This window comes from Pseudomonas sp. S3_E10 (assembly GCF_054667615.1).
Window position 1 is genome coordinate 5,054,870 of record NZ_CP162743.1, and the last position, 20,201, is coordinate 5,075,070.

At 60.0% G+C, this 20,201-nt stretch carries 18 protein-coding genes; 8 read left to right on the forward strand and 10 right to left on the reverse strand.

The genetic code is table 11. From position 1 onward, the window contains the following. Positions 1-297 precede the first annotated feature (297 nt). Positions 298-1,047: a TetR/AcrR family transcriptional regulator gene (locus AB4N98_RS23185; protein ID WP_017527160.1), complete on the forward strand. Its 750-nt coding sequence runs from the start codon at positions 298-300 to the stop codon at positions 1,045-1,047. Positions 1,048-1,345: 298 nt separating this feature from the next. Further along, on the forward strand, positions 1,346-4,660 hold the full coding sequence (locus AB4N98_RS23190; protein ID WP_460148940.1) for a hypothetical protein: 3,315 nt from the start codon (positions 1,346-1,348) through the stop codon (positions 4,658-4,660). A gap of 450 nt (positions 4,661-5,110) precedes the next feature. Here the strand turns inward: AB4N98_RS23190 and AB4N98_RS23195 are convergent, their stop codons facing one another. Both AB4N98_RS23195 and AB4N98_RS23200 read right to left on the reverse strand, forming a co-directional pair. Continuing rightward, a complete protein-coding gene (locus AB4N98_RS23195; protein WP_137219763.1) occupies positions 5,111-6,172 on the reverse strand; it encodes an FUSC family protein in 1,062 nt (353 codons plus the stop codon). A 62-nt stretch (positions 6,173-6,234) separates the two neighbouring features. Continuing rightward, entirely contained in the window at positions 6,235-7,851 is a 1,617-nt protein-coding gene (locus AB4N98_RS23200; protein WP_137219762.1) for an NADP-dependent glyceraldehyde-3-phosphate dehydrogenase, read from the reverse strand. Between the two features lie 138 nt (positions 7,852-7,989). On the opposite strand from AB4N98_RS23200, the gene AB4N98_RS23205 reads away from it, so the two are divergent. From AB4N98_RS23205 to AB4N98_RS23215, 3 genes are all read left to right on the forward strand, one after another. Beyond that, positions 7,990-8,874: a Dyp-type peroxidase gene (locus AB4N98_RS23205; RefSeq protein WP_460148941.1), complete on the forward strand. Its 885-nt coding sequence runs from the start codon at positions 7,990-7,992 to the stop codon at positions 8,872-8,874. 65 nt (positions 8,875-8,939) lie between these two features. Further along, positions 8,940-10,304, forward strand: a complete 1,365-nt coding sequence (locus AB4N98_RS23210; protein ID WP_068934708.1) for an MFS transporter — start codon at positions 8,940-8,942, stop codon at positions 10,302-10,304. A 70-nt stretch (positions 10,305-10,374) separates the two neighbouring features. After that, positions 10,375-11,508, forward strand: a complete 1,134-nt coding sequence (locus AB4N98_RS23215) for an MFS transporter (protein ID WP_065877436.1) — start codon at positions 10,375-10,377, stop codon at positions 11,506-11,508. Position 11,509: 1 nt separating this feature from the next. On the opposite strand, the gene AB4N98_RS23220 is transcribed toward AB4N98_RS23215, so the two are convergent. Next, complete coding sequence (locus AB4N98_RS23220; RefSeq protein ID WP_065877434.1) at positions 11,510-12,031, reverse strand: DUF3087 family protein; 522 nt, start codon at positions 12,029-12,031, stop codon at positions 11,510-11,512. 126 nt (positions 12,032-12,157) lie between these two features. Here AB4N98_RS23220 and AB4N98_RS23225 point away from each other — a divergent pair, with 126 nt between their 5' ends. Together AB4N98_RS23225 and AB4N98_RS23230 are read left to right on the forward strand one after the other, a co-directional pair. Beyond that, a complete protein-coding gene (locus AB4N98_RS23225; RefSeq protein WP_017527168.1) occupies positions 12,158-12,337 on the forward strand; it encodes a hypothetical protein in 180 nt (59 codons plus the stop codon). Positions 12,338-12,351: 14 nt separating this feature from the next. Beyond that, positions 12,352-12,552 carry a DUF6021 family protein gene (locus tag AB4N98_RS23230; protein ID WP_460148942.1) on the forward strand — a complete coding sequence of 67 codons (201 nt, stop codon included), beginning with the start codon at positions 12,352-12,354 and terminating at the stop codon, positions 12,550-12,552. A gap of 31 nt (positions 12,553-12,583) precedes the next feature. On the opposite strand, the gene AB4N98_RS23235 is transcribed toward AB4N98_RS23230, so the two are convergent. Then, the gene (locus AB4N98_RS23235; RefSeq protein WP_017527170.1) at positions 12,584-12,820 is read right to left on the reverse strand and encodes a DUF6555 family protein; all 237 of its coding nucleotides are present in this window, start codon (positions 12,818-12,820) and stop codon (positions 12,584-12,586) included. A gap of 261 nt (positions 12,821-13,081) precedes the next feature. Between AB4N98_RS23235 and AB4N98_RS23240 the strand changes: the two genes are divergently transcribed. Next, complete coding sequence (locus tag AB4N98_RS23240) at positions 13,082-13,834, forward strand: outer membrane beta-barrel protein (protein ID WP_065877432.1); 753 nt, start codon at positions 13,082-13,084, stop codon at positions 13,832-13,834. A gap of 91 nt (positions 13,835-13,925) precedes the next feature. Here AB4N98_RS23240 and nuoN read toward each other — a convergent pair whose 3' ends face one another. From nuoN to nuoI, 6 genes are read right to left on the reverse strand one after another with little or no spacing between them, the layout of a single operon-like run. Next, positions 13,926-15,389: an NADH-quinone oxidoreductase subunit NuoN gene (nuoN, locus tag AB4N98_RS23245; RefSeq protein ID WP_017527173.1), complete on the reverse strand. Its 1,464-nt coding sequence runs from the start codon at positions 15,387-15,389 to the stop codon at positions 13,926-13,928. A 7-nt stretch (positions 15,390-15,396) separates the two neighbouring features. Then, positions 15,397-16,929: an NADH-quinone oxidoreductase subunit M gene (gene nuoM / locus AB4N98_RS23250; protein WP_017527174.1), complete on the reverse strand. Its 1,533-nt coding sequence runs from the start codon at positions 16,927-16,929 to the stop codon at positions 15,397-15,399. Positions 16,930-16,968: 39 nt separating this feature from the next. Beyond that, a complete protein-coding gene (gene nuoL / locus AB4N98_RS23255; RefSeq protein WP_068934710.1) occupies positions 16,969-18,822 on the reverse strand; it encodes an NADH-quinone oxidoreductase subunit L in 1,854 nt (617 codons plus the stop codon). Beyond that, positions 18,819-19,127, reverse strand: coding sequence for an NADH-quinone oxidoreductase subunit NuoK (gene nuoK / locus AB4N98_RS23260; RefSeq protein ID WP_003174727.1), 309 nt, complete (start codon positions 19,125-19,127; stop codon positions 18,819-18,821). The genes nuoL and nuoK overlap by 4 nt, the downstream gene beginning before the upstream one ends. 2 nt (positions 19,128-19,129) lie before the next feature. Further along, positions 19,130-19,633 carry an NADH-quinone oxidoreductase subunit J gene (gene nuoJ / locus AB4N98_RS23265; RefSeq protein ID WP_017527176.1) on the reverse strand — a complete coding sequence of 168 codons (504 nt, stop codon included), beginning with the start codon at positions 19,631-19,633 and terminating at the stop codon, positions 19,130-19,132. A 9-nt stretch (positions 19,634-19,642) separates the two neighbouring features. After that, complete coding sequence (gene nuoI / locus AB4N98_RS23270) at positions 19,643-20,191, reverse strand: NADH-quinone oxidoreductase subunit NuoI (RefSeq protein WP_003174725.1); 549 nt, start codon at positions 20,189-20,191, stop codon at positions 19,643-19,645. Positions 20,192-20,201: the final 10 nt, after the last annotated feature.

Below are 20,201 nucleotides of genomic sequence, written 5' to 3' on the forward strand. Positions count from 1 at the left end.
CGGGAGCTGTCTGGTACGCGTCTCGGACTGGTTTTATTTCTTGTTTTTAAAATATTGTTTGAATACTAACCGCGTTCCCGGCGCTTCGCCAGCCATGGATGTAGAGCGTTTTTACCCTTTGAAATGATTCTTTGATGGCGCTGAAGGCGCTCTGGAAAACTCCCGGACGATCCCCGAAACCGCCGTATGCCGAGGCTTTCGATGATATGGCGGAGTGTCACTACTTGCTTTCGACGGGCTGCATCGGTATAAAAATCAAATTATTTTTTAAAACAATATTTCCGCCGTGGAACCCTTATGGTCGCGAAGAAACTCAGCGCTCCAAACGTTACCAAGACCCGCTTGCTGGATGCGACAGAAGCTCTGTTTATCAAATACGGGTATGACGCGGTGCTGTTACGGCAGATTACCGAGCGTGCCCAAGTCAACCTGGCCGCCGTGAACTACCACTTCGGGGACAAGGATTCCCTGATGAAAACCCTGCTGATGCAACGTCTGGAGCCGCTCAACGAGCAGCGCCTGGAACTGCTGGCGCGCTGCGAAGCCGAATCCGACGGCCCGCTTGATTGCGACACGCTGCTGGGCGTGCTGTTCGCCCCGGCCATGGGCCTGGAGCGCAGCGACCCGTCAAGCGGGGAAGGGCGCTCGTTCATCCGCTTTTTGGGCCGGGTATACAGCGACACGTCGCCGTTTATCCAGGAATACCTCAAGGTGCATTACCAGCCGGTGTTCCAGCGCTTCTTCGAAGCCTTCGCCCTGGCCTTGCCGGACCTGCCGCGCAACGAGCTGGGGGTGCGCCTGCAATTTGCCCTCAAGGCGATTTCCGGGGTAATGGCCGGCACCGAGCTGCGCCTGCTGATGAACTCCATGAGCCTGGGCCGCCCGGCCACCGACGCCGAAGTCATGGCCAAGCTGATCACCCTGGTCTCGGCGGCGATCCGCGTGCCGCAACAAAGCCCCGAAGCGCAAACCGCCTTGGCCAAGGTGCTGGACACCCAGCGGGCTATTCGCGAACAAACGGCGCCTGTTGCCAACGCCGCACGCTGAGGCCAAACCCCAGGCAAAAAAAAGCCCGCTGGGGCGGCGGGCTTGATGTGCAACGTTTGTAACGGATGAGGCTTCACCCTACGTCTGTGCATGTGAATAAATCGTGAAAAAAGCGTAAGAAAAAGTGTGGATGTTAAGAGATTCATACTCGGTTGCGAGCACGTCGGTTAGGCATTGCGTCCTAGCCATTCGTCGTCACTGTCAATTCTGACAGTAGATTTGATTGTCTCCCCAGGCGTTTAGTCACCTTGCCCGTCGCGCCATTTCAGCGCGGCCCTGACCATGCAAGGTGATGGCGATGTCCACAAATTTTCCTGTACCCGAACTTAACCCTTCTCCGATATACCCCCCCGTAGACCTGACGAAGGCCAAATACGCTGAAACATCCAAGATAGGCCTTGGCAGAAATGGCATATATGCCCTATTTGGCATCGATGACACAGACAAGGGCGCCATATTTAGCGTTTTGCGTTGGGACGTCGTAGATGGCGACTATCTGAGTTTGTGGATCAATAATCAGGCGTTCGTCGGGGCCAACGTCACGCGCGGCGAAAACTCTCATTATCTCTTGGAAGTCCCTGCCGAAAAGGTACCCGAGGGTGACTGCACGTATTTTGCCAGAGTTCGCCGTGCGCTCAGCGGGAATGAGGTTGATTCGGAAGTTCAGTCCATTCTGTTCAAGACGACCATCCCGGGCGGCTACGACGACGACGATACGAAGCAATGGCACAGCGGTTTGGCGATGGAGCTTGGGAACTTCAAGCCAGGCGCTATTCTGACGCCGACCAACACCGCAGACGGCTTGCAGTGTTTGATCATGCCGTATGAGAACATCCGCAAGAACGACAAGATCATCGTTCGCGTGGGCGGGACTGTTTATGTGCACACCGTCGACGGTGAACAGGCGAAACAGCCACCGACGCAGCCGATTGTCGTGACTGTGCCCGTGGAGGTCTTGCGCAATCTCAACCCATCAGGGGAGGTTAAGGTGTACTTCACCGTGCTCGACGTGGTGAATAATGAACCTTTTGGTCGATTTCCGTACTCCCAACCTATCGTATTGAACAGTGAGATGTACACGTATCCGTTGGCGCCACCCTATGTGATGGTGGATGGCCAGTATATCAGCGAGCTTGATCTCGACACCCAGAGCGGAGCAACACTGGAGGTGGAGGTTGAGTTGAAGCCCAGTACCGTGCTGCCCAAGCCTCCGAATAAGGTAAAGGTTCATGTAGAAACGACCGATAAATACGGCGCGACCGAAACCTTGACTCACCAGGTAGACGACAACAATCGCAGGTTTCAAATCATCCCCCTGCCGGCCGAATGGATGGCAACGTTCAAGCAATTGGCCGGGGGGAGCTTTCGCGTATGGTACGAGCAGATTAAGAGCGACGGGGTATTCCTGAGGCGTTCGAACAGTACGTCGATTGGTGTAGTAGGTACACCAAGCCTGATGCCAGCACCCATCATCACACTTTTGGAAGCAGGGCTGTTTCCACTCAATACACATATGGAGTTGGTACTACCGCCTTATCAACCCCACGACCCTTCATACACGGAAACCGTGAAGCTTCAGCATATAGATGCGAACGGCGGCGGTGTGCTCGTGATCTCCCGTCAACAGGCTGGCGCGCAGGGCGGCACACGGCTGATACTCATGGAGGCCCTGAAGGTATTTGAGGGCAAGGGTGTCTGCCAGGCTTTCTACGAAACCGATGATAATAAAGGTACGCCTGGCTCTATTCGGCAATCGGAAAAGCGGAACTTCGAAATTGGTGTTCGCGTTCCAACCCTGCCGCCCATGACGGTTCCCGCCATCCTGGACAACAACATCGACCCGGCCACGGTGCCGGGTGCGAACTGGCTGATGTACATTCCCTACGCAGGCACTGTCGTCGGTGACAAAGTGTATTGGACCGTGAGTGGCAAAAGTACGGTGGCAGGTACCATCGACATCACGTCCTCGCTTGAAGGAGTTCAGTTGACAACCCTGGAAATTCCGATAGATACCTCTTTCCTTGTCGAGAACAACAACCGCAGCATCCGTATCAGCTATAGCGTTGTACACGCCGGCCCGCCAAAAACGACTGAGAGCTCGATGGTGCTCAACCCCACCGTCGGTGCGGCGGTGGAGCTGGGGTTGCTCAAAATTCTTGAGGCTGATCCGACTACGGGCAGTATCCGGCCGATAACGGTGAAAGACGGCGCAACCCTGCGCATCAGCTACAAATCAAGGCTGCCGGGCGATGTAATTATGTACACATGGCGAGGTGAATATGGCTACAGCCAGTTTAAAGCTGTCGCGGCACCCAATCCGGCAACCGACAGCATTGATGTGGTTATTCCGGCCAACGTCATTGCCAAGGGCGTGCACCCAAGCGGCAACGCCATCACGGTGGAGTGTGAAGTAACGCGTGGGCAACTGAGCTACAAATTTCAGCCGTTGAATGTGCGTCTGCTGCCCCTAAAGGTATTCCCGACGCCTTATATCGTTGGGTTTGAAAACCAGACAGTGTTGCCGGTGAGTGAGCTGCCTGCCGAGGCCACTATCAAGGTCGCGCCGTGGGAGTTTATCAGTGAAGGCCAACTCTATTGGGTGACGGTGGAAGGTACCTTGGCAACGGGTATTGAGTACACCGCCGACCTCGCCATCGCCAAGCCACTCACCGTAGGCGATCTGACCAACGGGATTTCCTTGCCGCTCTCGACAAGTATAGTGCGCGCGCTTCAGGATAATTCGGTCTTCAAGATTCGCGTTTGGGTAAGTTTCCCAGAAATCCCCATCAAGCAAGTAGCGATCGCCTTTGAGGTTGCCAATTACGTTGTACAGCTACTGCCGACTGAGCTGCCTTTTCCAACCCTTAACGGCGCTCCGAGTATCGGGCAAACGGTGACGGTCGACCCCTTGATGTTTAAAGACAGCACCCAGGTAACGGTTAAATACCTAGGTATGCTCGCGACGGACAGTATTACCGCGGAATGGATTCACTGGAATGGGACTAAAGTTACATTAACGCTCAATGGCATGGCAGGCGGATCGGTAGTTTTTGACTTTACAGCGCGTGAAGTTATACACGATAGCGTGAATAGTGTCGTGCAATTAAGGTACTCGATTGTGCGTAGTGGCAAAACGCTTGTTTCTCAAGTTCAAACGGTAACCGTTGGCACAATTGCAACGGCCAGGTTGCTGGGAGCATTGATTAACGGGCTGGCCTCCGGCGCTGCGTTGACTATGAATACCTTTTCAGGCGACGCTAAAGCCTCCGTCCCCGCGTGGCCGCTTATTAAAGCCGGGCAAAAGGTATATCTGAGCCTTTTGTCAGGAGGGCGTGAGTTAAAGGTGCTGGGTGGCTATGTCGTCACTATGCAGGAATTGACCAACGGCATTGTGAACAAGCCCGTATTGCGTTCTTGGTTACAGAGGGTAATACATAACACCCCCATCACGGTAAAGTTATCGGTGGGGTTTGATGGCAGTACAGACATGGCAAGAGCCACGCCATTTTTGACGACGACCTACCAAATGCTCAATTTACCTGACTTTACTAACTTTCAAGATGGGACGTTAAATGGTTGGGAACTTGGAACTGCAGGAGAAGGGGGGCGATAACCGGGGCGCCCGGAAGTAGAGTCTGGACGCAAACCACCGGTTCGGGCTTGAGTCAGTATCAAGGGTACGTGCTGATAAAAAGGATCACCCCTCTACCAGGGCATCGCTATAGACTTAGTTTTGCGGTCCGGCAGTTGAATGTGGGTACCACGACACCCAAGTTAAGGCTCACTGTTGGATACAGTACGACACCCACCTTTGCGGTGTCGTCTGGTAATTGGCAAGAGTACTCTCATACGGCGGTAAATAATGGCGAGGATCATTTCGCTGTGCACAGCGATGAGCCTACGTGGAGCGGAAATGACTTTGAAATTGCTTGGCTGAGAATCGAAAAAATATAAGTAAGGCAGTGAAACAGGGCAGATTTATTTAATCAATGAATCTGCCTTTTTAACAGGCGGTGGTGCCACGGATAGACCTTTATATAACCCTGCAGGCTCAACGCAGTGCTCAAACGCTCCAGTGTGGTAAATGCTTCACCAACCGGCCGCGCATTGCGTCCACATTGTCTGCCAATTGCATGGTTACCAACCGATAGCCATTGAGCGCAGTATCACCCTGTGAATTCGGTGCAGGCTCAACGCCACTGAGCTGGCCTGGTCGCTCCAACCGCTCTCCCGCACCCGACTTCAACGCCCGCGCCATCCCCACCAACTGCACCCGAATCTGCCGGTGCTCGGCCTTCAACATCACTTGCATTCTTGCCATTGCCTGCTCGTCACGCGGGTCCGGCCGGGTATTGCCGAGAATCTCCAGCGTGCTGATGCACATGCGGAGGTGGCGCTGGATGGCGTCCAGTTCGGTCATGGAGATGCGTACTTCCTTGGACACCGAGGGCATCAGCGAACGCAGTTGCACCATGGCCGCGTTGAGGCGGTTGAGCAGCTTGAGGTGTTCGTCGTCGGTGACCGATTGGCCATTGACGATGCGGCTGTAAATGGCGGCGCAGTCGCGCAGGGCGCCGGCCAGGTTGTAGCGCCACGAATACACCGCATACAGCGGCAGGGCGAAGGAGAACGCCAGGGCCAGCACGATGCCGATAAGAATATCGACGGTACGCCACAACCCGTCCGACAAGGGATTGTCCCCGTGGCCGGCGACGATAAACACGGTGATCGCCGACAACAGCGCGATGTAGCCGCCCTTGCCGATGGCATGGTAGGAGAAGAACCCGCACACCACCGACATCAGCAGGTAGGTCAACAGCGGCAGGCCAAAGTAGGCCTGTTGCACCACCAGCAGCAGGCCGACGCTGGCGCCGATCAAGGTGCCGTAGGCGCGCTCCACGGCCTTTTTGCCGATGTTGCCGTGGTGCTGCAAGCCGCCGATGACGATCAACATGGTCACCGATGCCCATTCGCCATGGGGTAGGTTGATGCCGGTGGTCAGCAGGATCGTCGCCAGCAAGCCGATGGACACGCGCGCGGCGTGGATCAGCTTGGCATGGCGATAGCGCCGGTAGGGGTCGAGCAACGGGCGCAACAGGCGCCGGGCGAAGAGTGGCAGGTTCATCAGTACTAAAGTGGCCTCGGTTCAGGAGATGTACCCCTCCCACACAGTGAGTCGTGCAGATGTTAGAAGATGTAATCGGTGGTCAGAAAGCTTGAATCGCGGTTGCGCAGGATGTCGCTGACCAGCGCCTTGTTGCTCTCCTGGAATTTGGTCGCCACCAACGTGCGGATCGAGAACACGCGCAAGGCGTCATGAACCGACAGCGTGCCTTCGGCGGAGTTTTTGCGCCCGTTGAACGGGAAGGTGTCCGGGCCGCGCTGGCATTGGGCGTTGATATTGATGCGCCCGACCTGGTTGGCGAAGGTGTCCACCAGGCGCCCGACCTGGGCGGCATCGGTGCCGAAAATACTCAGTTGTTGGCCAAAGTCGGCGTCGAGCACGTAGTCGATCACCGTTTGCAGGTCACGGTAGGGCACGATCGGCACCACCGGGCCGAACTGTTCTTCGTGGTACACGCGCATCTGCGGGTTCACCGGGTACAGCACCGCCGGGTAAAAGAACGAACCGCGACTGACCCCACCCTCGCTATTGACCACGTTGGCGCCGTGTTGCACGGCATCGGCGACCAGCCCGTTGAGGTAATCCACCTTGCCCGCTTCCGGCAACGGCGTCAGTGCCACGCCGTCCTCCCAGGGCATGCCGGGTTTGAGCGTTGCCAGCCTGGCGTTGAATTTTTCGATGAAACTGTCGACCACGTCCTGGTGCACAAACAGGATTTTCAACGCGGTGCAGCGCTGGCCATTGAACGACAGCGAACCGGTGAGCGCTTCGCTGACGGCGTTGTCCAGGTCGACCTCGGGCAACACGATGCCGGGGTTTTTCGCATCCAGGCCCAGGGCGGCGCGCAAGCGGTGCGGTTTGGGGTGCAGTTTTTTCAGGTCGCTGGCGGCCTTGTTGGTGCCGATAAACGCAAAGATGTCGATCTTGCCGCTGGCCATCAGCGCACTCACGGTTTCGCGGCCACTGCCGTAGATCACGTTGATCACCCCGGCCGGGAAGCTGTCGCGGAAGGCTTCCAGCAACGGGCGAATCAGCAGCACGCCGAGCTTGGCCGGTTTGAACACCACGGTGTTGCCCATGATCAGCGCCGGGATCAGCGTGGTAAACGTTTCGTTGAGCGGGTAGTTGTAGGGGCCCATGCACAGCGCCACGCCCAGCGGCACGCGGCGGATTTGCCCGAGGGTGTCCTGTTCCAGCTCGAAGCGGCTGCTGCGGCGGTCGAGGTCCTTGAGGGCGTTAATGGTGTCGGTGATGTAGTCGCAGGTGCGGTCGAATTCTTTCTGCGAGTCTTTGAGGTTCTTGCCGATCTCCCACATCAGCAGCTTGACCACCGCGTCGCGCTGTTCACGCATGCGTCGTAAGAACGCTTCGACGTGCTGGATGCGCTCGACCACGCGCATCGTCGGCCATGCGCCCTGGCCACGGTCATAAGCGCGCACGGCGGCGTCGAGGGCGGTGAGGGCGGTGCCTGCGTCCAGCAGCGGCGTGCTGCCGATATGCACGCGCTCGTCGCCCAATTGCACCGGGCTTTGCACGCGGGCCAGCGGGCCGTTCCATATGTGCAATTGGCCGTCCACCAGGAACTCACGCTGTTCAATGGGCGCTCCCAGGCGAAAGGGCTCGGGAATATCGGCGGCGGAGGTCGGGAACAGTTGGGCGATCAGGTTGCTGGTGGTCATGTCGCTACCCCTGGAATAGTTGCAAAACATGACTAGAGAGTCACCCATCCCAGTGCGCTATGGCAAGGCTTGCGCGCTTTCTCCTACGCACGATGGCGTGCGCCGGGTAAACTGCGCGCCTTTCTTGAAGGAGTTCACATGAGCCAGTACCAGCCGGGCATTCTTGCCGCACCGGTGCCTTTGCAGGCACGCCATCTGTTCTTTGCCGTGCAAACGCCGGTAGCCGTACCCGCTGCGCTGGACGCGTTGGTACAGCTTGCGGATTCGTCGGCAGTGGTCGGTTTCGGTGAGCCGCTGGTACAGGCATTGGGCGTACACATTGATGGCCTGCGCGCCTTCCCGGCCGTCAGTGGTCCGGGCGCGCATAACCCGTCTACCCAGCACGCACTGTGGGTGTGGTTGCACGGCGTGGATCGCGGTGAGTTGTTGCTGCGCAGCCGGGCGTTCGAAAAGGCCCTGGCCCCCGCGTTTGGCCTGGTGCAGTCAACCGAAGGGTTCCGCTACAAGACCGGTTTTGACCTTACGGACTACGAGGACGGCACCGAAAACCCCCATGACGACGCCGCCGTCGAAGCCGCCTTGACCGACAGTGGCGCCAGCTTCGCCGCCATCCAGCAATGGCAGCACGACCTGGATGGCTTCGCCACGTTGCCCGCCCAGGAGCGCGACCACATCATCGGCCGCCGCCATGGCGATAACGAAGAACTGGAAGACGCCCCCGAGTCTGCCCACACCAAACGTACCGCCCAGGAGAGCTTCACCCCCGAAGCCTTCGTGGTGCGCCGCTCCATGCCATGGGCCGAGAACGGCCAGGCCGGCTTGATGTTCCTTGCCTTCGGCCATTCCTTCGACGCATTCGAAGCGCAACTGCGCCGTATGAGCGGGCTGGAAGACGGGATCGTCGATGGCCTGTACCGCATCAGCACGCCGTTGACCGGTGGTTACTACTGGTGCCCGCCGATCATCGGCGGGCACCTGGACCTCAGCGTGCTGGCGAACATGAAATTGTCGATAGGCGGTTGATCGGCGGCTGAAAAAAATCTGCGCCGCCCTTAATCTGGCGGCCTTATCACCGCGTGGGTTCGTTCATGTCTTCTGTTGCCGATGGCCTGCCCCTTAATAAACGCCTGCCGGCGGTCATCGCGATTTCCCTGGGGATCGGCATGGCGACGCTCGATACGGCCATCGTCAACACCGCATTGCCGACGCTGGCGCAGGGCATCGGCACCGATTCGGCCTCGGTGATCTGGGTGGTCAATGCCTACCAGTTGGCGATTATCGCCACGGTCCTGCCATTTGCCTCGTTGAGCGATGTGCTCGGGCACCGACGGGTGTACCTCGGTGGGCTGCTGCTGTTTATCGTCTCGTCGTTGTTGTGCGGGTTGGCCGGTTCGCTGGTCACGCTCACGGCCGCACGGGTAGCGCAGGGCCTGGGAGCGGCGGCGATCATGAGTGTGAACACCGCGCTGCTGCGGCACATTTACCCGTCAACCATGCTCGGGCGTGGCCTGGGCTATAACTCGCTGGTGGTGGGGCTGGCCTTCACCTTGGGGCCGACCGCGGCGTCGGCGATTCTGTCGGTGGCCAGTTGGCACTGGTTGTACCTGATCAACGTGCCGCTGGGGTTGCTCGCCTTGGGCTTGGGCCTGCGTTCCTTGCCGACGTTGCCGATGACCGGGCATGCGTTTGATCGTCTGGCGGCGCTGTTGTGTGCCGGGCTGTTCGCCTTGTTGGTGCTGGGCCTGGGCACGGCGGTACACGGTGCCCAGTGCGCGTTGACCCTGGGGCTGGTTGCCGTGGCGCTGGTGTGCGGTGGGGTGTTGTTGCGTCGTCAGGCGGGGCATCCGGCACCGATGCTGGCGCTGGACCTGTTCAAGCGCCCGGTGTTTGCCCTGTCCTCGCTCACGGCGATCTGCGCCTTCAGCGCCCAGGGCCTGGCCTTTGTTTCGCTGCCCTTTCTGTTGCAGGCGGTGCTTGGCCATAGCCAGGTGGAAACCGGTTTTCTGATGACGCCCTGGCCGGCGGTGGTTGCGGTGATGGCACTGGTTGCCGGGCGCTTGGCCGACCGCGTGTCTCTGGGCTTGTTGTGCGGTATCGGCCTGTTGATGTTGAGCGCGGGCATGGCGGCGATGGCGACGTTGGGCAATGGCGCGTCCGCCTTCGATATCGCTTGGCGCATGGCCTTGTGCGGCGCCGGTTTCGGCTTCTTTCAGTCGCCCAACCTCAAGGCGTTGATGACCAGTGCGCCGTTGGCGCGCAGCGGTGGGGCCAGTGGCATCGTGGCGATTTCACGTTTGCTTGGGCAAACGCTGGGGGCTTCCTTGGTGGCTTTGTGTTTCCACTTGTCCTTGGGCAGCGGTCCTTACTACGCGCTGTGGCTGGGCTGCGCGTTTGCGTTGGTGGGCAGTGTGGCCAGCGGTTTGCGTTTGTTGCCCTACGGGAAAAAACCCTGATGGGGCGTTGTAAAACAGCGTTCGGGAAGGCTACCGTGGCGGCCTGAATATTTCGGGATGTTTCAGATTTATGTCCAGCCAGGCTCAACGCACTGCCGACACCACCTCCCGCCGCGCCGCGCTGACCCTGGCTTTGTGTTTACCCAGCGACGTGTTGCTCTACCTGTTGCTGCCCATGGAATCCCAGGCGTTCGGCATCACCTTGGCCCAGGCCGGGGTGTTGCTGGCGGCCAACCGCCTGGTGCGGATTTTCGGCTATCGGCATGTACTCAACTTCTACGCGCGCAACGGCGATCGCCTGACCTGCATGATCGCCGCCGGTGCGGCTGCGCTGTGCGCCGTGGGCAACTCGGTGCTGTCGGGTTTTGCCGCGTTGTTAGGGCTGCGGCTGGTGTGGGGCTTGTGTTTCGCGGCGTTGAACCTGTCGACCCAAGTGCTGGCGACCTCCGAGCCCGTCGGCGCCGCACGCCGGGCCGGGCGTTCACGCGCGTTGATCGCCTGGGGGCCGATGCTGGCGTTGCCGTTCGGCGGCTGGCTGACCTTATGGGTGGGGCCGCGACCGATCTTTCTGATTCTCGCCATCTGCTGCTTGCTGGGTGTGTGGGCGGCGCGGGGATTGCCGGGCGCCGCCCATGACTTGCACAACAGCTCGGGGCGGCGCTTCAAGTTTCCCGACAGCGTGGCGATGTGGTCGTTTATCGAAGGCGTGGCGTTGGATGGGTTGTTCATCTTTGGCCTGTCGATCCAGGCGCAAAAGCTGCTGGGGGGCGATGCGGTGCTGATTGCCGGTGGCTTGATGGCGCTGCGCTATGTCTCGGAAATGCTCCTGAGCCCGCTGGGCGGTCGCGCGGCGCAACGGTTTGGCGCCACCTCGATGTTGCTGCTGTTTTCGTTCCTGAGTGCCCTGGCCCTGAGCGCGTTCGGCAGCTATTGGGTGATAGTCGGCGCGGCCGCGGTGCTGGTGCTGCGCGCACTGCAACTGCCGCTGGTGACGACGTTGGTGGCCGAGCGCAACCCCGGCGCGATGCGCGTGTCGGCCCTGGCCTCCAATGCGGTGTGGCGGGACATCGGCGCAGGCCTTGGCCCGCTGCTGGCGGGCCTGCTGTTGCCGGTGGCCTCGGCGCCCCTGGTATTTGGCGTGGCCGGGGCGGCGATTGCCGTGAGCGCGCTGTTCTGCTGGCGGGCCGGCCCGTCGGCGAACTGACTCAGGCGCTCTTCAGGCGTTCCAGCCAGGCGGGATCGAAGCGGTTTTGTGCGGTGTCGATGCCCAGCGCCTGCAGCTTGGCTTGATGGGCCTGCATCTCGCCGACCAGTTGCGCCTGGGCACTGGAATTGGCGTCCAGCGCGTGCATCTGCGTCAGTCCCAGGTGATAGAAACGCAACACCTTCATCGCCGTCGGGTCGTTGGCCTGCACACCCTCGGTGACCTTGTGCATCACGTTGGTCACCCGCATCAGGCTGCGCTTGAGCTGCCAGCCATACACCGCCGGCGCCAGCCATGGCTGGCTCCAGAACGGGCCGCGTACCAGGGCAACGGTGATCAGCACGCCGGCGAATACACCGCCGACATTGAAGCGAAAGTTGTCTGCGCCGGGCTCGCCGAACAGCATCACCGCGGCGCTCGACAGCAGCATGGCCAAGGCCAGGAATAGCATGGCGACGATCAACGTGCTGCGGCGGGTCTGTTGGCGGTAGGTGACGGGGTCGCAGGCTTTGAGTTCGAACATGCGGGTAAGGTCTCCAGAGGGTGGCGGGGTGGCATCATCGCACGCCTGGGCAAACAAGTTGAACGATGCCGGCGGCGGCGTTCTCTAAATTCAGCCAGGCCACCAATGTTCATGAGGTGAACCATCATGCCCGAATACAAGCAGCCACCACCGGGTACACCCAACCCGGACCGCACACCCGGAGAAGAAGAGCGTGACAACGATGCGTTGCGCCCCAATGACCCGGCTGAGCGTGACCAAAATGACGACGTGGAGCGGGTCGAAGAAGACCTGGAAAACCTCCACGACAAAGCCCGCCCGCTTTGACAGAAGAGACTGCCATGACGAATCCTCCGAAAGGCCCGCGTTCCAGCGAGCACGCCAGCGGCAAGGACGAACTGGGCTTCGACCCGGACTCGCCGGACGTTGCCGACCCGCAGGTCGACCCCATCGGCCCGGCGATCGCGCCGTTGGACAAAGACAAGAAGCAGCCATCCGAAAAAAAAACGCCCTATGACCCGTTGGGCGACCTGAAGAAGTGACGCAGGCCCCGCCGTCGAGCGGGGCCTTCGTTTATTTGGGCGCTACCCAGGTGACGTCGCTGATCCCGTACTTTTCCGCCCAGGGCCGGGTGGTTTTTTTGACCTGCTCGTGGCCCACACGGCCGATGCGGCTGACGTGCGCAATATCGGCATCCACCGCCGCCCAGTGCCAGGCTTCGGCGTTATTCATCACTTCGGCGCGCACCACAAAAGACTTCGGTTTACCGTGCAATTGGTAGTGGACGGTGTAGATTTTTGCGCTACTCATGTTGCCTCCCTGTCTCGTTTTAAATGGAGGCAAATGCGTTCAAGAAGGTTCATTCAAAATGACAACCTGCACACGGCGGCGGCATAGTGGCCCATTCGCCTCGTGCACAAGGATCGCGGCTGATCGCCGGGAGCCTTGAGCTAGAGGCGTCGCTGAACCGTTTTATCTCCAACTGGGTGCATTTTTTTTCGAACCTTTTGCGTCAACCTGCGCTCGAACCGGTTCCTGAATAATTTGCAACCAACAAGGAGATGTAAAACGATGTCAAGGCTATTCGGAACATTCCTCAAGAATTCTTCATTGCTGGCGCTGGTTGCCGCGCCGGCCGTGGTGTTCGCCGCCCCGTCCACCGACCCGATTTCGACCTTCGGGATCCTGGGCAGCTACAACGACTTCAAACTGGAGGGCGGTAGCGAAAGCGATAAAGACCATATGCCGCAGGCGGGCCTGTTCTATAACTTCGGTAACAAGCTCACTGCCGAATCCGGCTTTATTTACCAGGCCGGTATCGAAGCCAAGTACGGCAAGAAGAGCGACAACAAACTCAAGGAAGGCCAGGCCGACCTCGACCTCGGCTGGCGTGCCGCGCTCGATGCGCGCAACTTTGTAGACGTGGTCGTGGGCGGTGGCTACAGCTGGACCCGTTACGAGTTGGAGTCCAACGACAACGATCTGGAACTCACCAACAAATCGCCATTCGCCAAGGCCGCCCTGGGTTACAACCACCAGTTCGATGACATGACCCTGCGCGTCGAAGCCGGTGCCCGTCGCACCCTGGATGGCCGCACGCGAATCAAGGTCGACGGTCTGGGCAGCGACACCGTGGACCTCAAGGACCGCACCAACCCCTATGCCGAAGTCAGCCTGCTGATGAACCAGAAGGGTGATCTGCCGGTGACGGCGGGCCTGTATTACGCCCGCACCGAGTACAAGCTGGATGCCGACTCCGAAGTCGCCGATAACACCAAGCTCAAGCGTGACGAGTATGGCGTCAAGGTAGGTATTGCGTTCTAAGCAGCTCCCTCGCCACAGAGGGGGCGGTGGTCTTCAGAATGTAAAAACGGCGCCCGAGGGCGCCGTTTTTTTTACTGCATCAGCGGTACGATCACACACCCAATACCGCGTGCTGCACCAAGGTGAGCAACGGTTGCGGGTACACGCCCAGGAAGAACGCGAGCAGGGCGATGGCCAGCAGCATCACGCCACCGGCTTTCTGTTCCCAGTGCAACTCGGCGTCCACACGGCGCAGGTTCGGCTCGATCAGGTACAGGGTGACCATCACACGCAGGTAATAGAACACGCCGATGGCGCTGCCCAGTACCAGGGATGCAACCAGCCACCATTCGTGGGCTTCGACACCGGTTGCCACGATGTAGAACTTGCCGATAAAGCCAGCGGTCAGCGGAATGCCGGCCAGGGACAGCATCATCACGGTGAGTACGGCGGTCAGGTACGGACGGCGCCAGAACAGGCCGCGGTATTCGTACAAGGCGTCGGCGTCACGGCCTTTGTAAGGCGAAGACATCAAGGTGATCACGCCGAACGCACCCAGGCTGGTGATCACGTAGGTGACCAGATACACGCCGATGGCTTCCACGGCCAGGCCTTTGCTCGCCACCAGGGCGATCAGCAGGTAGCCGAAGTGGGCGATGGACGAGTAACCCAGCAGACGCTTGAGGTTGTTCTGGGTCAGGGCCAGCAGGTTACCGAACAGGATCGATGCAATCGCGATCACGGTCAGCACGTTGCTCAGCACACCGGTGTTGGCCGCGGGCGAGATCTGGAACAGACGCACCATCACCGCAAACACTGCAACCTTGGACGCCGTGGCCAGGAACGCGGCCACCGGCGCCGGGGCGCCTTCGTACACGTCCGGGGTCCACAGGTGGAACGGTACCAGCGACAGCTTGAACGCCAGACCGATCAGCATCATCGCCAGGCCCAGTTGGGCGATGGGCGCAGGGCTGTTGGTGGTCGCCAGGGCGTGGCCGATACCGGTGAAGCTCAGGCTGCCGGCTTCGGCGTAGAGCAGGGCCATACCGAACAACAGGAACGCGGAACCGGCGGCCGACAGCACCATGTACTTGATGCCGGCTTCCAGGGAGCGTTTGTTGAAGAAGGCATAGGCCACCAGGCCGTAGGTCGGGATCGACAGCAGTTCCAGGCCGATGAACAGGCCGGCCAGGTGCTGCGCGCTGACCAGCACGATACCGCCGGCCGCAGCCAGCAGGATCAGCAGGTACAGCTCTTCGCGGTTGCCGGGGTAGCCGGTGCCGCCTTCGCCGAGGTAGGCGTGGGCGAGGGTGACGCAGGCCAGGGTCGCGACCAGGATCAGCGCGATGTACAGCAGCGCGAAGTCATCGACCATCATCAGCGGGGTGACCGCCAGTGGCGCGACCTTGAGGGCCGGGATGATCGACAGCAGGGCCAGGTTCAAACCGGCACAAGACAGCAGGAACGTTTGCGAGTGATTGCGGCGCCAGGCGATCGCCAGCATCACCACCACGATGGTGAGGCTGGTGATCAGCAGCGGCGCAAGCGCGATAAAGTGTTGGATCGTGAATTCCATAGCGCTCTTACCGGGCCGAAGCGAGTTGAGAGAAGGCGGTGCCGAACCACTGCTGCACGCCATGCATCGTTGCGGCAGAAGTGTCCAGGAACGGCTGCGGGTATACGCCGATGTAGATCAGCAGTACCGCGAGGCCGAGCACCATGATCAGTTCGCGAGCATCCATCCCCTTCAGGACAGTGTCGGACTTGGCCGGGCCGAAGTAGGCACGGTGGATCATGATCAGCGAGTAAACCGAACCGAACACCAGGCCCGAGGTAGCGATGGCGCTGATCCACGGCGTCTGCACGAAGGCTCCCATCAGGATCAGGAACTCGCCGATGAAGTTACCGGTACCCGGCAAGCCCAGGGATGCCGCGGCAAAGAACAGGCTGATCGCCGGCAGGTAAGCGATGCGTGACCACACGCCACCCATTTCACGCATGTCACGGGTGTGCAGGCGCTCGTACAACTGGCCGCTGAGGATAAACAGCGCAGCCGCCGAGACACCGTGGGCCAACATCTGGATCACCGCGCCCTGCAACGCCAGCTGGCTGCCGGAGTAGATGCCGATCAGTACGAAACCCATGTGGGAAACGGACGAGAAGGCGATCAGGCGCTTGATGTCGGTTTGGGCGAAGGCCAGGAACGCACCGTAGAAGATCCCGATCAGACCCAGGGTCATGGCGATCGGCGCGAACTCGGCCGAGGCGTTCGGGAACAACGGCAATGCGAAGCGCAGCAGGCCATAAGCGGCGGTTTTGAGCAGGATACCGGCGAGGTCGACGGAACCGGCGGTCGGTGCCTGGGCGTGAGCGTCAGGCAGCCAGGAGTGGAACGGCACCACCGGCAGCTTCACCGCGAAGGCGATGAAGAAGCCCAGCATGAGGATGTACTCGGTGGTCAGGGACATCTTGGTTTTCAACAGGTCGGCGTAGTTGAAGGTAATCACGCCTGTGCTGTTGAAGTTGACCAGTACCAGACCCAGGATCGCCACCAACATGATCAGGCCGGAAGCCTGGGTGAAGATGAAGAACTTGGTCGCCGCGTAGATCCGGGTTTTCTTGCCGTCCGAAGAACTGTGACCCCAAAGCGCGATGAGGAAGTACATCGGCACCAGCATCATTTCCCAGAAGAAGAAGAACATGAACAGGTCGAGGGCGAGGAATACGCCGACAACACCGCCCAGAATCCACATCAGGTTCAGGTGGAAGAAGCCCACGTGACGCTGAATTTCTTTCCAGGAGCAGAGTACCGAGAGGATACCCAGCAGGCCGGTCAGCAGGATCATCAACAGCGACAGGCCGTCGAGGGCCAGGTGCACGTTGATGCCGAAACGCTGGATCCATACGTGCTTGAATTCAAGCGCGAAGGTCGGATCGACGCCCGGTGCCGGAGCGAATGAGTAGTCACCATGGGCCCACAGCCAAAGGCCGAGCGCGAGTTCCAGGGACATGGTCAGCAACGCAATCCAGCGGGGGAGGGTGGCGCCGAAGCGTTCACCCATCCAGCAGAGCAGGCCGCCGATAAAGGGGATCAGGATTAGCCAGGGCAGAATCATGACAGGCTCGTTTCCTTTCGCAAGTTCGCAAAGTTCATATCAGACCGCTACCACTACGATGGCGCCGATCACCAGCACGGCACCGGCCGCCATGGAAGCTGCATACCAACGCAATTGGCCCGTCTCGCTTCGGCTCAGGGCGGTGTGACCGCCTTTCGCGGCGCGCGGGATCAGACCGATGGTCTGGTCGAGCGGGTCTTTGCGCAGTACGTGGCTGATAGCGAGGTAAGGCTTGACGAACAGTTTGTCGTAGATCCAGTCGAAGCCCCACGCGGCGAACCACCAGGCCGACAGGAAGCGGCCGATGCCACTGTTGGCCACGGCCGTCACGAAGCGACGCTTGCCGAGGAACAGCAGGGCCGCCAGCAGGATACCGGCAATGGCAATGGCGCCCGAGGCGATTTCCAGGCTGTGCTGAGCTTCGCCGCCGGCATGGCCGACGCTCTGTGGCAACACACCGTGCAGAGGCGGGGTGATCATCGCGCCGACGAAGGTCGACAGGATGATCAGCACCGACAATGGCAACCAGTGGGAGATGCCGTGGCCTGCGTGCGCTTCGGTCTTGGCTTCACCGTGGAAGGTGATGAAGATCAGGCGGAAGGTGTACAGCGAGGTCATGAACGCACCTACCAGGCCTGCGTACAGCAGGTTCCGGTTACCGCTGGCGAAGGCTTCCCAGAGAATTTCGTCCTTGGAATAGAAACCGGCGGTCACCAGCGGCAGGGCGGCCAGGGCGGCACCACCGACGATGAAGCTGGCGTAGGCCAACGGCAGTTTCTTCCACAGACCGCCCATCTTGAAGATGTTCTGCTCGTGGTGGCAGGCAACGATCACCGCACCGGAAGCGAGGAACAGCAGGGCCTTGAAGAAGGCGTGGGTCATCAGGTGGAAAATCGCCGCGTCCCAGGCTCCGACGCCCAGGGCCAGGAACATGTAGCCGATCTGGCTCATGGTCGAGTAGGCGAGGATACGCTTGATGTCGGTCTGCACCAGCGCGGCGAAGCCGGCCAGTACCAGGGTCACGCCGCCAACGATGCCTACAAGGTGCAGGATGTCCGGCGCCAGGGTGAACAGGCCGTGGGTACGGGCGATCAGGTAGACACCGGCGGTTACCATGGTGGCGGCGTGGATCAGTGCCGATACCGGGGTAGGGCCGGCCATGGCGTCCGCCAGCCAGGTTTGCAGCGGCAGTTGCGCGGATTTACCCACGGCGCCGCCCAGCAGCATCAGGGTCGCCAGGGTGATCCAGAAGTCGCCGACCTGGAATTTTTGCGGTGCCAGCACCAGCAGTTCCTGGATATTCAGCGTGCCCACCTGTTGGAACAGGATGAACAGGCCGATCGCCATGAACACGTCGCCGATGCGGGTGACGATAAACGCCTTGAGCGCCGCGTTACCGTTGTTGCGGTTGCTGTAGTAGAAACCGATCAACAGGTACGAGCACAGGCCCACGCCTTCCCAACCGAAGTACAGGAACAACAGGTTATCGCCCAGCACCAGGAACAGCATGCTGGCGATAAACAGGTTGGTGTACGAGAAGAAGCGCGAGTAGCCCGCTTCACCGCGCATGTACCAGGACGCGAACAGGTGGATCAGGAAGCCCACACCCACCACCACGCCGAGCATGGTGATCGACAGGCCGTCGACGTAGAGGGCGAAGTTGGGCTTGAAGCCCTCCACCGACATCCACTGCCACAGCACCAGGGTGTAATGGCCGCCTTCGGGCGGTGCCACGTTGAATTGCCAGATGACGTAAGCGGCGACGATGGCCGACAGGCCGATCGAACCCACGCCCACCAGGGCAGACAGGTTTTCCGACCAGCGTCCACGGGAGAACGACAGCAGCAGGAAACCGATCAGGGGAAATACGAAAGTCAGAAAGATCATGTTCATCCGCGCATCTCACTGGCAGCGTCGATATCAAGCGTGTGGAAGCGACGGTACAGCTGCAGCAGGATCGCCAGGCCAATACTGGCTTCGGCGGCTGCCAGGCTGATCACCAGGATGAACATGACTTGTCCATCCGGCTGGCCCCAACGTGCGCCCGCCACGATGAACGCCAATGCCGCGGCGTTCATCATGATTTCCAGGCTCATCAACACGAACAGAATGTTACGGCGAACCATCAGGCCGACCAGGCCAAGGCAGAACAGGATGCCGGCGACCGCCAGACCATGCTCCAAAGGGATAGCAGGCATCGTCATTGCTCCTTGGCTTCGTTGCGGCCCAAGTGGAAGGCAGTGATGGCTGCGGCGAGCAGCAGCATCGACGCCAGTTCGACCACCAGCAGGTACGGGCCGAACAGGCTGACGCCCACGGCTTTCGCGTCCACGGTGGTGTGGCCGATGGCCTGGCCGCTCTGGTGGGCGAACAGCACATACAGCAGTTCACCCAGCAGCAGCGCTGCGAGGACAACCGGGCCGAGCCAGATGCCGGGCTTGAGCCAGACGCGCTCCTGGGCGACCGAAGCCGGCCCCAGGTTGAGCATCATCACCACGAACACGAACAGCACCATGATGGCGCCGGCGTAGGCGATCACTTCCAGCACACCGGCGAACGGTGCGCCGAGGCTGAAAAAGGTCATGGCCACGGCGATCAGCGAAATGATCAGGTAGAGCAGGGCGTGCACGGGGTTGGTGTTGGTGATCACGCGAAGCGTGGACACCACTGCAATACCCGATGCGAAATAGAAAGCGAATTCCATCTTTCTTCCTTAAGGCAGCAAGCTCTTCACGTTGATCGGCTCGGCTTCGTTTTGTGCGGCGCCTTTGGGCTTACCGGCAACGGCCATACCTGCAACACGATAGAAGTTGTAATCAGGGTTTTTACCGGGACCGGAAATCAACAGATCTTCTTTCTCGTACACCAGGTCCTGACGTTTGAACTCGGCCATCTCGAAATCCGGTGTGAGCTGGATCGCGGTGGTCGGGCAAGCTTCCTCGCAGAGGCCGCAGAAAATGCAGCGCGAGAAGTTGATGCGGAAGAAGTCCGGGTACCAGCGACCGTCTTCGGTTTCAGCTTTCTGCAGGGAGATGCAACCCACCGGGCACGCCACGGCGCACAGGTTGCAGGCTACGCAACGCTCTTCGCCATCGGGGTCGCGGGTGAGTACGATGCGGCCGCGATAGCGCGGCGGCAGGTACACCGCTTCTTCCGGATATTGCAGGGTGTCGCGTTTGCGAAAGCCGTGACCGAACACCATCACCAGGCTTCGCAACTGGGTACCGGTACCCTTAACGATGTCGCCAATATATTTGAACATGGGTCAAATC

Bases quoted from the DNA above. Each gene is read 5' to 3' on its own strand.
- nuoM (WP_017527174.1), bottom strand. From the start codon at position 16,929: ATGATTCTGCCCTGGCTAATCCTGATCCCCTTTATCGGCGGCCTGCTC.
- AB4N98_RS23215 (WP_065877436.1), top strand. From the start codon at position 10,375: ATGTCCAGCCAGGCTCAACGCACTGCCGACACCACCTCCCGCCGCGCC.
- nuoI (WP_003174725.1), bottom strand. From the start codon at position 20,191: ATGTTCAAATATATTGGCGACATCGTTAAGGGTACCGGTACCCAGTTG.
- nuoN (WP_017527173.1), bottom strand. From the start codon at position 15,389: ATGGAATTCACGATCCAACACTTTATCGCGCTTGCGCCGCTGCTGATC.
- AB4N98_RS23235 (WP_017527170.1), bottom strand. From the start codon at position 12,820: ATGAGTAGCGCAAAAATCTACACCGTCCACTACCAATTGCACGGTAAA.
- nuoL (WP_068934710.1), bottom strand. From the start codon at position 18,822: ATGAACATGATCTTTCTGACTTTCGTATTTCCCCTGATCGGTTTCCTG.
- AB4N98_RS23230 (WP_460148942.1), top strand. From the start codon at position 12,352: ATGACGAATCCTCCGAAAGGCCCGCGTTCCAGCGAGCACGCCAGCGGC.
- AB4N98_RS23195 (WP_137219763.1), bottom strand. From the start codon at position 6,172: ATGAACCTGCCACTCTTCGCCCGGCGCCTGTTGCGCCCGTTGCTCGAC.
- nuoK (WP_003174727.1), bottom strand. From the start codon at position 19,127: ATGCCTGCTATCCCTTTGGAGCATGGTCTGGCGGTCGCCGGCATCCTG.
- AB4N98_RS23205 (WP_460148941.1), top strand. From the start codon at position 7,990: ATGAGCCAGTACCAGCCGGGCATTCTTGCCGCACCGGTGCCTTTGCAG.
- nuoJ (WP_017527176.1), bottom strand. From the start codon at position 19,633: ATGGAATTCGCTTTCTATTTCGCATCGGGTATTGCAGTGGTGTCCACG.
- AB4N98_RS23210 (WP_068934708.1), top strand. From the start codon at position 8,940: ATGTCTTCTGTTGCCGATGGCCTGCCCCTTAATAAACGCCTGCCGGCG.
- AB4N98_RS23185 (WP_017527160.1), top strand. From the start codon at position 298: ATGGTCGCGAAGAAACTCAGCGCTCCAAACGTTACCAAGACCCGCTTG.
- AB4N98_RS23200 (WP_137219762.1), bottom strand. From the start codon at position 7,851: ATGACCACCAGCAACCTGATCGCCCAACTGTTCCCGACCTCCGCCGCC.
- AB4N98_RS23190 (WP_460148940.1), top strand. From the start codon at position 1,346: ATGTCCACAAATTTTCCTGTACCCGAACTTAACCCTTCTCCGATATAC.
- AB4N98_RS23220 (WP_065877434.1), bottom strand. From the start codon at position 12,031: ATGTTCGAACTCAAAGCCTGCGACCCCGTCACCTACCGCCAACAGACC.
- AB4N98_RS23225 (WP_017527168.1), top strand. From the start codon at position 12,158: ATGCCCGAATACAAGCAGCCACCACCGGGTACACCCAACCCGGACCGC.
- AB4N98_RS23240 (WP_065877432.1), top strand. From the start codon at position 13,082: ATGTCAAGGCTATTCGGAACATTCCTCAAGAATTCTTCATTGCTGGCG.